Here is a 14067-nt window from a genome sequence, read left to right as displayed (position 1 = left end):
AAAAAGGGAGCTTTCGCTCCCTTTACTTTATTAATTAACGCAGGGCGGGTTAGCCTTGCATTTGTTTTTCTTTCATTTCAGCAAGTGTTTTACAGTCGATACATAGATCAGCTGTTGGGCGAGCCTCTAATCGACGAATACCGATTTCAACACCACAAGAATCACAGAAACCGAAGTCATCTTCTTCAATCTTGTTTAATGTTTTTTCGATCTTTTTGATCAAACGACGTTCGCGGTCACGGTTGCGCAGCTCTAGGCTGAATTCTTCTTCTTGAGAAGCACGGTCAACTGGATCAGGGAAATTCGCTGCTTCATCTTGCATGTGATGAACTGTGCGATCAACTTCTTCCCTAAGCTGGTTACGCCAAGCTTCTAAGATTTTAGTAAAGTGAGCCGTTTGCTCTGGTGACATGTACTCTTCACCAGCTTTTTCTTGGTACGGTTCAACACCTGCAATGGCTAGGATGCCTAGCGTTTTTCTTTTGTTGCTCTCTGGCATACAGCATCTCCTACTTACACCTTCAAACTGCTTGGCAGTTAAATAAGGCGGGTATCTATAGCAGAAAGAAAAGCCGGTGGCAAATTCTCATCTCTCAATGAGGTCGCCATTGTGAAGAATGCATCATTTTTCATAGCGCATCGATGAATTTAACATCATGCTTCAGATACATTTCACTATTGGATATATGTGCTTTGTAGCACAATACCTCAACACCATTTTCTCTTGCTTCAGTTAATAATCGTGAATAGTTGGCATCTATATAGTGTGCACTGGAGACTTTTTCAATCCCTGAGTGCAATACTGCAAAAAAAAGTACCGCTCTTTGACCATTTCTGGCCATTTCCGTGAGCTCACGCAGATGTTTTTGTCCGCGAGTCGTCACGCTGTCCGGAAAGTAACCATGTGCGTCATTTTTCAATAAAGTGACGCTTTTTACTTCTACATAGCACTTTGGTTTGTTTTCAGACTCGAGTAAAAAATCAATTCGGCTATTTTCGCTGCCATATTTCACTTCAGCTCTGAGTGAATCATAGCCAACGAGCTCTTTGATACCATGTTGCTCAATGGCTTCCGCAACCAGCGCGTTGGCTTTTGCGGTGTTGACGCATATAAAATCACCTTGGTTGGTTTGGGTTAACTCCCAACTGTTGGGATACTTGCGCTTCAAATTGTCTGATGTTGAGTACCAAATGGTGTTACCTGGCTCAGCACAGCCTGTCATTGCCCCTGTGTTCGCGCAGTGAATCGTTCTGATGCTGCCGTCTTCAAGTTCAACATCGGCTAAGAATCGTTTGTAGCGCTTTATGAGCGTGGCAGATTTTAAAGTCGGTTCAAAGTGCATATTATTACTGTTTTTATGTACAATGTGGGCTGATGTTACTCATTTAATCACAAGGGTTAGTCGTTGTCACAATTGCCGATTGAAGCTGTGTTGCCAGAACTGTTTTCGAAGCTGGATTCATATCAACAAATTATCTTGAAAGCCGCCCCTGGTGCGGGCAAGTCAACTTTCTTGCCATTAATGCTTATTAAGCAAGGCCTGGTTGATGGCAAGATCATCATGTTGGAACCCAGGCGATTGGCCGCAAGAAATATTGCCAATTATCTTGCTAAGCAGCTTGGAGAGCAAGTAGGGGATCGTGTTGGCTTTCGAGTTCGAGGTGAATCCAAAGTCAGCGCCAATACCCAGTTAGAAATTGTGACGGAAGGGATCATGACGCGTATGATCCAGCAAGACCCAGAGTTGACAGGCGTTTCATTACTCATTTTTGATGAGTTTCATGAGCGTAGCATTCATGCTGATACTGCGCTTGCGTTCAGCTTGGAAATACAAACGGCACTCAGAGATGATCTGACTTTGTTGGTCATGTCGGCGACGTTAGATGAGCAAGCATTGTCAGGCTTGCTACCTGAAGCGGCGTATGTGGAGTCTCGCGGTCGAGCTTTTCCTGTTGAAACGCGTTATGCACCGATGAAAATAAATGATCGCTTGGTGCCAAGCATGGCCAAGCAAATCTCTAGTTTGATGTCATCGGAACAAGGCTCTCTACTGGCATTCTTGCCCGGTGTCGCGAGCATTAAACAGGTAGAACAAGATTTATTAGGGCAGTGGCCAGATGTTGATGTTTGCCCTTTGTACGGACAGCTTAGTCCCGTGCAACAACAGCAGGCAATTCAACCAGCTAGCCGTGGCCGCAGAAAAGTTGTATTGGCAACTAATATTGCCGAAACCAGTTTAACCATTGAGGGCATTACCTTAGTGGTGGATTCTGGTCTTGAACGCGTGGCCAAGTTTAATTTGAAAACTGGCGTGACTAAATTAGAACAAGTCAGCATTGCGCAATCGTCAGCGGAGCAGCGTTCGGGGCGAGCAGGGCGTTTAGAAGCAGGCATCTGCGTACGCCTTTACAGTGAAGAGCATTTAAACCAGCAGCCAGCGGTACCTGAACCTGAAATTCTACACAGTGATTTGGCGCCGCTTGCGTTAGAGCTATTGCAGTGGGGGGCCAATGACGTATCAGAGTTGAATTGGCTTGACACACCACCCGCGAATGCGATGTCGAGCGCGTTTGCGTTACTGAATAGCATTGGCTTAACCACTTCTAAAAGGGCATTAACTTCTTTAGGTAATCAAGCTCAACATCTGGGTATCGAACCGAGACATTCGGCAATGCTGTTGAAAGCAAAAAAAACAAACGTCGACATGCTCAATTGTTCGCTCGTGGCGATTGCATTAATTGAGGAGCCGGAGCGTTCACAAATCGATTTAAAAGCCAGTATGCAACGTTTGATTGATGGGCGACATCATCACCAAAAACGCATCGAGCAGCGAATACGAACCTTAGCTCAAAAGTGCTCGGTGTCGGTTGCGCTTAACAAGCTGGATGAATCATTACTTGGGCCTTGTTTGAGTTGGGCTTACCCTGACCGTATTGCTCAGTCGCGTGATGTTGGCAGCCAAGGTAATCAAAGTGGCCAATATTTACTGGCAAATGGCCACGGGGCTCAAATTGATGACAGTCAAAGACTGGCCGCCAGTGATTATCTCGTGGTGATTGATCTGATGCGCCATCATCATGATGCGAGTCAAATATTTCTGGCGTGCGAGTTAACGCTGTCAGACTTACCAGAAGAACTGCAAAGTAGTATCGACTACGTTGACTGGGATGATAAAAAGGGCCGTTTAATTTCCGAGCAACGCACAATGCTTGGTGGTTTAATTTTGAGCCGAATAGAGCTTGCCAAGCCAGACAGCACACAAACGACCCAGGCCCTGACTCAATACGTAAAACGAAAAGGTTTATCGGTATTGCCCTGGAATGAGGCCAGTACTGCATTATTGGAACGGCTGCGATGTGCGGTCAGGTGGTTACCTGAACAAGATTGGCCTGATGTCTCTAAACAAGGCCTACTGGAGCAAACGGATTGCTGGCTAACACCTTATATGACGGGCATCAAAAACGCGGCGGGGCTGAAAAAAATTGATCTGGTGCAAGCGTTGAACGCTTACTTGGGCTGGCCGCTCAATCAAGACATTGATAAATGGCTGCCTACCCATTACACCATGCCAACAGGAAGCCGAAAAAGAATTCGCTACCAAGCTGAGCATGAGCCTGTTTTATCGGTGAGAATGCAAGAAGTGTTTGGTGAGCAAGACTCACCACTTATCGCATTGGGTCGAAAAAAAGTGGTACTAGAATTACTTTCGCCTGCGCAGAGGCCGTTGCAAATTACTCAAGATTTAGCCGGTTTTTGGCAAGGTGCGTACAACGAAGTAAAAAAAGAGATGAAAGGCCGTTACCCTAAGCACGTATGGCCAGATGATCCTGCTAATCACCTAGCAACAACTAAAACTAAACGACAGTTGAATTCATGAACATTAATCAAAACAGTCGCCAACAATCGAGCCATGTAATGCCCTCTATGAATGATTTGGTACTCCAAAAATCGGTAGTGAAAAAGTTGGTGCCAAAAAAGCCTGCGGCAAAAAAAACAACAACTAAAAAACCAGTGGCAAAGAAGAGTCCCACCAAAACGGCTGCAAAAAAGCCCCGTAAGCGAGCTCCAAAGAAAAAGGCCAATCGTTCTTGGTTGAAGACAATTTGGGGGCTAGCGTGGAAAAGCAGCCTAGCCTTACTGGCCGTATTGATCTTTGTCGGGATCTATCTAGACAGTTACGTAAAGCAGCGCTTTGAAGGTCAGTTGTTTGAGTTGCCTACCGTTGTTTATGGGCGGGTATTGACGCTTGAACCTGGGAGCCCGGTTACTTTAAACCAACTAACCGATGAATTGGATGTGCTTAATTATCGAAAAGTGCGTTCGCCCAGACACCCTGGAGAGTACTCATCGTCGTCAACCAAAGTAGAAATGATTCGCCGAGAGTTTGAATTTGAAGATGGGCCGGAAGCCTATCGTCACGTCATGCTGCATTTTAGTAAACTCGGCATTGAGCGTATTGAATCATTAGAAACTGAGCGCGATATGGGGTATTTGCGAATTGACCCTAAAATGCTCGGTATGCTTGAAAAGAACAATGATGAGCAGCGTTTATTCATCAAGCGTGAACAATTCCCTGAAGTACTGGTAGATGCCTTACTGGTTACTGAAGACCGTGATTTTTATCAACATGAAGGGGTGTCGCCTGTTGCTATTTTGCGCGCATTGGCTGCCAATGTGAAAGCGGGACGCACCGTACAAGGCGGCAGCACCTTAACGCAGCAGTTGGCAAAAAATCTATTCTTGTCTCGTGAGCGTACTTTGTGGCGAAAGGTTCGAGAGGCCTATATCGCACTGATTTTGGATCACCGCTACAGCAAAGACCGAATTTTAGAAGCTTACCTAAATGAGGTGTATTTAGGGCAAAGTCGAGGAGAAGCGATTCACGGGTTTGGCTTGGCGTCTCGCTTGTATTTTGGCCAGCCGATTCAAGAGTTGCGTATCGATCAAATTGCCTTATTAGTGGGGATGGTCAAAGGACCATCGTATTACAATCCAGTTCGTCATCCTGAACGTGCGAAAGTGCGACGTGACCTGGTTTTGCGTTTAATGATGCAGCAAGATATTTTGACTTCAAATGAGTATGAATTGGCGGTCACGCGCCCGCTGGATATTCAAGATACGCCTCAAATTGCGAGCAGGCAGCCTGCCTATTTCCAGCAGTTGAATCGTGAATTACAGCAAAAAGTGGGTGATGCATTCCGCACTCAAGCGGGCTTAAAAGTGTATACGTCACTTGACCCGGTGTCTCAGTTTGAATTGGAAAAAGCGGTCAAACGCAAAATCCCTCAGTTAGAGTTGAAAACCAGCAAAGGACTAGAGGCCGCTGCCATTGCTGTTGATCGCCGCAGTGGTGAGATTAGAGCGATGGTTGGCGGAAAAAGAACCGGATACGATGGCTTTAACCGAGCGCTGAATGCAAGTCGACCAATCGGTTCATTGGCAAAGCCTGCGGTGTACCTAACAGCGCTCAGTCAGCCTAAAAAGTACACCTTGGCCAGTACGCTAGAAGATAAGCCGCTCACCATGAAAGGCAGTAAGGGCAGTGTTTGGGCGCCGAAAAACTACGATAGGAAATTCAGAGGTGATGTACCTTTGTATTTAGCGTTTGCTCGTTCACTTAATGTGCCAACCGTCAGGTTAGGCTTAGAGCTTGGCATAAAACCAGTCATGGATACCTTTGAACAGCTAGGCGTTGATAGGCAAGAGATCCGCCCTGTACCATCTATGTTTTTGGGTGCGTTCTCGTTAACGCCCTATCAAGTGGCTCAAATGTATCAAACGCTCACTAACTCTGGTAAGAAAGCGCCTCTGAGCGCATTGCGTAGTGTTAAAGACAGCGATGGAGAGGTGATCTACCGCTCTATTCCTCGCGTATCTCAAACGGTTTCACAACAAGCGGCTTGGCTCACGACGTATGCGATGAAAACTGCAGTTGCTCAAGGAACTGGGCGATATTTACAGCAGAAATTCTCCTGGGCTGCGTTGGCGGGTAAAACAGGAACCAGTAATGATACTCGTGATAGCTGGTTTGTCGGTGTCGATGGTCGTGAAGTGGTGACGGTTTGGGTGGGGCGAGATGATAACAAACCCACTCAACTGACTGGAGCGAGCGGTGCTTTGCGTGTTTATCACCAATATTTAACCAACCGAGCGCCAGAGAAATTGATATTGCCATGGCCACAGCAAGTCACCACATTGGGCTTTAAAGCTCAGCCATCGGGTGGCCTTAAAGTAGATTGCGGAAACGATTTACGCTTGCCTGTGTGGGACATCGAAGGGAACATTAAACAAGCTTGTGATAATAAACCCTTGCAATGGCTAAATAAATTGCTGGAATGGTAAGCCGTTTCATCTTATTTTGTCTTTATAATAGTGATAATAAATGGAGTCTCATGTCGTGAAATGGATAGCAAAAGTTGGCGTTGTCATGATGGGAGCTCTATTTTCATTGAGTGCTTTTTCTGAGTCGACCCAGACTGAAAAGCAAGCGGTGAACAACGCCAGCACAACGTTAAAAAACAGCCTCTCACCAAAGCGTACTTCACAAGACAGGCCGACTATTGCATTAGTTTTGGCCGGTGGTGGCGCTAAAGGGGCAGCACATATTGGTGTGTTAAAAGCTTTAGAAGAGCTCCATATCCCTGTCGACATTGTCACGGGTACGAGTATGGGGGCTTTTGTTGGTGGGTTGTATGCTACAGGTATGTCGGCGGACGAAATTGAAAGCTTGATCGATACGGTTGATTGGAGCAGTGGCTACCGAGACCGAGTAGAAAGAAGTGATAAGAACGTTCGAGATAAAGACTTGAACGATCGCTACCAAATTAATACCGATCTTGGCATTCGTGGGCTTGAATTTACTGCGCCTAAAGGGGTGGTACAAGGCCAGAATATGTTGGGGTTGCTGCGCGAATCTGCGGGTAATTTACCTCCTATGAGCAGCTTTGATGAGCTCGCGGTTCGTTATCGAGCGGTTGCCACTGATATCGTTAAACTCGAGCCAGTGGTGCTGGAAAAAGGCTATTTGATTGATGCCATGATGGCCAGTATGTCGGTTCCTGGCGCATTGCCTCCCTACAAAGTCGGAGACCGATTATTGGTTGATGGTGGCGTCACCAATAATATGCCTGTCGAGTTAGCGCGAGACATGGGCGCAGACCTCATTATCGCCGTAGACATCAGTACTGATTATAAAAAAGAAGAAGAGCTCAAGTCGTTTTTAACTGTGGGAGATCAACTCTCTAATTATATGGTGCGTCGCAGTACGGAAAAACAAGCCGATCTGTTAACGGATAACGATGTGCTATTGACCCCTCTTGTGGGTGACATGGAAACCACTGAATTTGATCGTATGATTGAAGCTTACGAAGTGGGTTACCTCTCCGTTATGCAGTCAAAAAAACAACTGGAAGAGTTTGTTGTTACCAGTTCCCAGTTCCAGCGTTATATCGATCGTAAACAACAAGCTCGGGTTAAATTAGAATACGGCGATGAGCTAGTCGTCGATGATATTCAGATTAACAATCGATCTCGCTACGAGGATTCTTTGATCAAGAGTTATCTGGCGCTCGAAACCGGAGAGCGCTTGAGCATGGAAGAGATCGAGAACCGTATTGACGCTTTGTATGCGTTGGACCGCTTTGAAACCATTTCGTATCGTTATGAGCAACAACAAGATCAAACAACGCTGATCATTGATGTAAATGAAAAGGAGTGGGGCCCGAACTTCATTGATTTCCGCTTCTTTTTAGAAGACGATTTTCAAACCAGAAGCCAATATGGGTTTGGTGTGAGCACCAATTTTACGGCGTTAAATAGCCGAGGTGGTGAGTTTTTACTTAACTTAGAGATGGGTTCTGATAAGTTAATTGAGGGCGAGTTTTATACTCCTTTGTTGATCGATCGCGAGCTATTCTCTTCAACTATTGCATCTTACAGTAATTCGGTACGTAACTTCCCTTGGGGTGCGTCCAGTACTGAAAATGGTTGGTCAGGTTCCATTGATGACAGCCAGAACTACGTACCTATGTCTTACCGTCAGGCCAAGCTAGAAAGCAGCGTGGGTGTGAACTTATCTATTGAGCAAGAGTTTCGTGTTGGCGCGCGTTACATTGACGGCAGTCTTGAGATCACATCCGTACCAGCTGCAGGCTCTGGCGATTTTAAACGATTAGGTGCATTCGCAAGGTATCGTTACGATTCGTTAGACGATCTCAACTTCCCAACTCAGGGGAGTTATATCAATCTGGAGTACTTTAATAGCAAAGACACGATTGATGAAGGAGAGGTGGTGGTTAATAGTGAGGACATTGTGCACGAGGTAGTGTCTAAACTTGTCTCTGCTGGTAGCTATGAGCGCCACTCTTTAGTGGGTCAAATCGAATACGAGATTGTCCATAGCAAGTCCTCATCGTTACCCATAGAACCGAGAAACTTGGGCGGATTTTTGAATCTATCGGGTATCCCACGTAATAGCTTAATCGGTCAAAACAAACTCTTTAGTAGTATGGTTTACCGTTATCGCTGGTTTGATAACGATTTTGGGTTGTTTAAATCGCCACTCTATCTGGGAGCTTCCATTGAATATGGTGGTGTTTGGTCGGGTAAAGATGTTCACCTAGAAGACGCGCCTTTGTACCTTGCCGGCTCTGTCTTTGCCGGGGTAGCATCACCTGTCGGCCCGATTGTTTTAGCTTGGGGCCACGCCGAGCATGGTTATGATTCCGTCTATTTGATTGTTGGAAGTTCATTTTAGTCGTAATGGCAACCCAAGTGGTTGTTCATAGCGGTAAGTTTATAAATCATTAAAGAATAATGGCCAATAAAATGAATTTCGGTTGGTGCTATCTCGCTGATTAAATTGGTAAGAGTGGTACCAATGATGAAATTTTATTCAACTTTAGTCGTAAATTGCTATGTTGGTCAAAATGGAGAGATTTTAATTTTAAGTTAAATTTGCTATCCTCCACCCCACAGTTTGGCCCTCTGCCGCTGTCGATGATGTTGGTTCAACTCGATTCAAATCATCTTTAGACCGGCAAGGTAGCCAAGTTTTCCAAGGATGTTTATGCCCATTACACTGGGGTAAACCGCAATGAGAGGAATGAGTTGTGCTTGAAGCCTACCGTAAACACGTCGCAGAGCGTGCCGCAGAAGGAGTTGTCCCTAAACCCCTAGATGCAGAACAAGTCGCAGGACTTGTTGAATTACTGAAAAATCCACCTCAAGGTGAGGGCGAGGTACTACTCGACCTACTTGAGAACCGCATTCCCCCTGGTGTTGATGAAGCTGCGTATGTAAAAGCAGGTTTCCTTACAGCAATTACTACTGGTGACGTTACTTCACCACTAGTTAGTCGTGAAAAAGCGGCCGAATTGCTTGGTACGATGCAAGGCGGCTATAACATTGAGTCTTTAATTAGCCTACTTGATGATGCTCAGCTTGCTCCAATCGCAGTCAAAGCCCTTTCTCATACTTTGCTGATGTTCGATTCTTTCTACGATGTAGAAGAAAAAGCGAAAGCAGGTAACGACTCAGCTAAACAAGTACTTCAATCTTGGGCTGACGCAGAATGGTTCCTATCAAAGCCAGAGCTACAAGAAAAGATCACTCTTACGGTCTTTAAAGTGACAGGCGAAACAAATACTGATGATCTGTCACCTGCACCTGATGCTTGGTCTCGTCCAGACATTCCAGTTCACGCACTTGCTATGCTTAAAAATGAGCGTGAAGGTATCGAACCTGAACAACATGGCGCTATTGGCCCATTAAAACAAATCGATAGCCTGAAAGAAAAAGGTCATCAATTAGTCTATGTTGGTGATGTTGTTGGTACTGGCTCATCTCGTAAATCGGCAACTAACTCAGTGTTGTGGTTTATGGGGGATGATATTCCATTCGTACCAAATAAACGTGCTGGTGGTTATGTTCTTGGCGGCAAAATTGCACCAATCTTCTTCAACACAATGGAAGATGCTGGCGCATTGCCAATTGAAGTTGACGTAACGAAACTGAACATGGGTGACGTGATTGACGTTTATCCATTTGAAGGCAAAGTGTGTGACCACGAAACAGGCGCAACCTTAGCTGAGTTCGGTTTGAAAACCGATGTATTAATCGATGAAGTACGTGCTGGTGGTCGTATTCCACTGATCATTGGTCGTGGCCTTACTGACCGTGCTCGTCAATCTCTAAGTCTAGAGCCGTCTGAAGTTTTCCGTCGTCCTGTTGAGGTTGAAGATACGGGTAAAGGTTACACGCTTGCTCAGAAGATGGTAGGTAAAGCATGTGGTGTTGAAGGTATTCGTCCTGGCACTTACTGTGAACCAAAAATGACGACAGTTGGCTCTCAAGATACGACTGGGCCAATGACGCGTGATGAACTTAAAGATCTTGCGTGTTTAGGTTTCTCTGCTGATTTGGTTATGCAGTCTTTCTGTCATACCTCGGCATACCCTAAACCTGTTGATGTAAACACACACCACACATTGCCTGACTTCATTATGAATCGTGCGGGTGTTTCACTTCGTCCTGGTGATGGCGTTATCCACTCATGGCTAAACCGTATGTTGCTTCCTGATACCGTGGGTACAGGTGGTGATTCACATACTCGTTTCCCTCTGGGTATTTCTTTCCCTGCGGGTTCTGGTTTAGTCGCGTTTGCTGCGGCGACAGGGGTTATGCCTCTAGATATGCCTGAATCTATTCTTGTTCGCTTTAAAGGCGAAATGAAAGAAGGCATTACATTGCGTGATTTGGTTCATGCGATTCCATATTACGGCATTAAGCAAGGCTTACTGACAGTAGAGAAAGCGGGTAAAATCAACGAATTCTCTGGTCGAGTACTAGAAATTGAAGGCGTTGAGCACTTAAGTGTTGAGCAAGCTTTTGAGTTGTCTGATGCTTCAGCCGAGCGTAGTGCAGCGGGTTGTACCGTTAAACTGTCTCAAGAGTCTATTGAAGAGTACCTAAATTCTAACATCACCATGTTGAAGTGGATGATTTCAGAAGGTTATGGGGATCGTCGTACTCTAGAGCGTCGTGTTACTGGTATGGAAGAGTGGTTAGCTAAACCTGATCTCATGCAAGCTGATGGTGATGCAGAATACGCGCACGTTATTGAAATCGATTTGGCTGACATTGACCAACCAATTCTTTGTGCACCAAATGATCCAGACGATGCTCGTTTGCTTTCTGATGTTCAAGGCACAGAAATTAACGAAGTATTCATCGGTTCTTGTATGACCAACATTGGCCACTTCCGTGCTGCAGGTAAACTGCTTGAGAAGTTTAATGGTCAGTTGAATACACGTTTGTGGATCGCTCCACCAACTAAGATGGATAAAGATCAACTAACGGAAGAAGGCTACTACGGTATCTTCGGCCGTGCTGGTGTTCGTATTGAAACTCCTGGCTGTTCATTATGTATGGGTAACCAAGCTCGTGTAGCTGATGCGGCGACAGTGATGTCAACGTCGACTCGTAACTTCCCGAACCGTTTAGGTACAGGGGCGAATGTTTACTTGTCTTCCGCTGAATTAGCGGCCGTTGGTGCGATTCTAGGTCGAATTCCGACAAAAGAAGAGTACCTTGAGTACGCAAGGCAGATTGATGCAACCGCTGCGGATACGTATCGCTACCTAAATTTCCATCAAATGGGCGAATACACAGAAAAAGCTGATACGGTTATTTTTCAAGAGCCAGCATAATATCGCTAAAGGCTAAAGGCTAAAGGCTAAAGGCTAAAGGCTAAAGGCTAAAGCAAAAAACAAAAGCGCTTCGTAATTGAAGCGCTTTTTTGGTTTTGATGGTTGCATTTTTTAGGTGGATCGCGACAATGTGTGCCCACTTAATAGGTGACAGGCTGTTCTGCCACCGAGAAACAAACGTTATAGAGGTCGCTATGGATTACGATTTTAAGAAAAACACGTTAGATGGTAGCTATCATGTTCGTTTCTCTATGGGGCACGAAGTTTTAGGCCGCTGGTTTATTGAAGAGTTGGGTAAAGACAAGTCGAAAATGGAACTGATTTTGGCAAAGCTCGTTAGCCACAAAGATAACGCTCAAGAGTGGCGCTTAGTTGGCGAGGAGCTGACCTTGGTATTACAAGAGAATGAAGCACTTGTTCAGGCCAATTTTTTATTTGCGACAGACGACAGTGAGCTAGAAGATGCTATGAGCTTCTATGATGAAGAGAGCATCTCTGTTTGCGGGTTTGAGGACCTGATTCAAGCGATTACTGCATGGCGCACCTTTATAGAGCGTTATTAACTTATTTAACATTCTTGCCACAAATTAGTGAGGGGGCCGCACCATATTGGTGCGGCCCTTTTTGGTTTTAGCGCCTCATTTTTAACTAAACTTATTTAAAACAATGGGTTAAATAGTTGGCATGCAATTTGGATTACTAAAGTAAAGGAAAAGGAAATTCAAATTAAGTGAGGATGCTATGAAACTGATAAACGCAATTATAAAGCCGTTCAGACTGGATGACGTAAGAGAAGCTCTTGCAGATGTAGGTATAGAGGGTATGACGGTAAGTGAAGTTAAAGGCTTTGGACGTCAGAAAGGCCACACTGAATTATACCGTGGAGCGGAATACCAAGTGGATTTTCTGCCAAAAGTAAAATTAGAAATTGCAACGCAAGCAGATAATGTTGATCGCATAGTGGAAGCCATTTCGAAAGCGGCACATACCGGCAAGATTGGCGACGGAAAGATTTTCGTTTATGACCTAAGCCACGCCATTCGTATTCGTACGGGTGAAATGGATTGTGAAGCATTATAAGGATTAGAGGACAAGAATATGGAACTTTCGCTTACTGTTACTGAACTTCGTTACGCACTAGACACTTTTTTCTTTCTGATTTCCGGTGCGTTGGTTATGTGGATGGCGGCGGGCTTTGCCATGCTTGAAGCTGGTTTGGTTCGTTCAAAAAATACAACAGAAATACTCACCAAAAACCTTTGTTTATACGCCATTGCTTGTACTACGTATTTAGTTGTGGGTTATAACATCATGTATGTTGATAATGGAGAAGGCGGTTGGTTACCGTCGATTGGTGCCTTGATTGGTACTCAAGCTGAAGGCGCGGATCACTCGTTAGAGTCGGATTTCTTTTTCCAAGTAGTCTTTGTTGCAACGGCAATGTCAGTGGTATCTGGTGCGGTTGCGGAGCGTATGAAACTCTGGTCATTCCTTATTTTCTCTGTGATTTTAACCGCGTTTATCTATCCAATGGAAGGTTACTGGACTTGGGGTGGTGGTTTCTTATCTGAAGCAGGATTTAGCGACTTTGCAGGCTCTGGTATCGTACATATGGCGGGCGCTGCTGCAGCATTAGCCGGTGTATTACTGTTAGGTGCACGTAAAGGAAAATACGGCAAAAATGGTGAGATTTACCCAATTCAGGGTTCTAATATGCCACTTGCTACTTTAGGTACATTCATCCTTTGGTTCGGTTGGTTTGGTTTTAACGGTGGCTCACAATTGATGCTATCGGATTTTGAAAACGCAACCGCTGTTGGTCAAATTTTCCTTAACACGAACGCAGCAGCAGCAGCAGGTGCAATCGCAGCGCTACTTGTGTGTAAAACAACGTGGGGTAAAGCTGACTTAACAATGGTACTGAACGGTGCGTTGGCTGGCCTTGTTGCGATTACTGCGGACCCACTGTCTCCATCTCCACTGGTTGCGGTTAGCATTGGTGTAGCGGCAGGTGCCTTGGTTGTCTTCTCTATTGTTGCTCTGGATAAAATTAAAATTGATGATCCAGTGGGTGCTATCTCTGTACACGGCGTGTGTGGTTTCTTCGGCCTGATGGTTGTGCCATTCAGCAATGCTGATGCGACATTTGGTGCTCAACTACTTGGTGCGGCAGTTATCTTTGCTTGGGTGTTTGGTGCAAGCCTAGCAGTATGGACTGTTTTGAAAGCAACAATGGGTATTCGAGTAACAGAAGAAGAAGAGCTAGAAGGTATGGATGTGCACGACTGTGGTGTTGGTGCTTACCCTGAGTTCGTCAGTGTAAAGTAATATTTAGTTACGTTTAAATGTGATAAACCT

The 14067-nt window shown here is 45.2% G+C and carries 9 protein-coding genes; 7 read left to right on the top strand and 2 right to left on the bottom strand.

Annotated elements, in window-relative coordinates:
* Window positions 1-49: 49 nt before the first annotated feature.
* Together dksA and sfsA are read right to left on the bottom strand one after the other, a co-directional pair.
* Entirely contained in the window at window positions 50-499 is a 450-nt protein-coding gene (gene dksA / locus QWZ04_RS14400) for an RNA polymerase-binding protein DksA (protein ID WP_102521158.1), read from the bottom strand.
* Window positions 500-629: 130 nt separating this feature from the next.
* On the bottom strand, window positions 630-1343 hold the full coding sequence (sfsA, locus tag QWZ04_RS14395) for a DNA/RNA nuclease SfsA (RefSeq protein ID WP_290328967.1): 714 nt from the start codon (window positions 1341-1343) through the stop codon (window positions 630-632).
* Window positions 1344-1406: 63 nt separating this feature from the next.
* Between sfsA and hrpB the strand changes: the two genes are divergently transcribed.
* The 7 genes from hrpB (at window position 1407) to QWZ04_RS14360 (ending at window position 14037) form a co-directional block, all read left to right on the top strand.
* Window positions 1407-3878: an ATP-dependent helicase HrpB gene (gene hrpB, locus QWZ04_RS14390; protein ID WP_290328966.1), complete on the top strand. Its 2472-nt coding sequence runs from the start codon at window positions 1407-1409 to the stop codon at window positions 3876-3878.
* Between the two features lie 47 nt (window positions 3879-3925).
* Window positions 3926-6343 carry a penicillin-binding protein 1B gene (gene mrcB / locus QWZ04_RS14385; protein ID WP_290329179.1) on the top strand — a complete coding sequence of 806 codons (2418 nt, stop codon included), beginning with the start codon at window positions 3926-3928 and terminating at the stop codon, window positions 6341-6343.
* A gap of 40 nt (window positions 6344-6383) precedes the next feature.
* A complete protein-coding gene (locus tag QWZ04_RS14380; protein ID WP_290328965.1) occupies window positions 6384-8756 on the top strand; it encodes a patatin-like phospholipase family protein in 2373 nt (790 codons plus the stop codon).
* 355 nt (window positions 8757-9111) lie between these two features.
* Window positions 9112-11709 (top strand): bifunctional aconitate hydratase 2/2-methylisocitrate dehydratase, encoded by a 2598-nt coding sequence (acnB, locus tag QWZ04_RS14375; RefSeq protein ID WP_290328964.1) that lies wholly within the window; start codon window positions 9112-9114, stop codon window positions 11707-11709.
* Window positions 11710-11903: 194 nt separating this feature from the next.
* The gene (locus QWZ04_RS14370; protein WP_290328963.1) at window positions 11904-12272 is read left to right on the top strand and encodes a YacL family protein; all 369 of its coding nucleotides are present in this window, start codon (window positions 11904-11906) and stop codon (window positions 12270-12272) included.
* Window positions 12273-12450: 178 nt separating this feature from the next.
* Entirely contained in the window at window positions 12451-12789 is a 339-nt protein-coding gene (locus QWZ04_RS14365) for a P-II family nitrogen regulator (protein ID WP_290328962.1), read from the top strand.
* A gap of 18 nt (window positions 12790-12807) precedes the next feature.
* Complete coding sequence (locus QWZ04_RS14360) at window positions 12808-14037, top strand: ammonium transporter (protein ID WP_290328961.1); 1230 nt, start codon at window positions 12808-12810, stop codon at window positions 14035-14037.
* Window positions 14038-14067 lie beyond the last annotated feature (30 nt).

It is taken from the genome of Vibrio tapetis subsp. quintayensis (genome assembly GCF_030409945.1).
In the GTDB taxonomy this organism is placed as follows: domain Bacteria; phylum Pseudomonadota; class Gammaproteobacteria; order Enterobacterales; family Vibrionaceae; genus Vibrio; species Vibrio quintayensis.
This window is presented reverse-complemented; position numbering and strand designations above follow the sequence as displayed.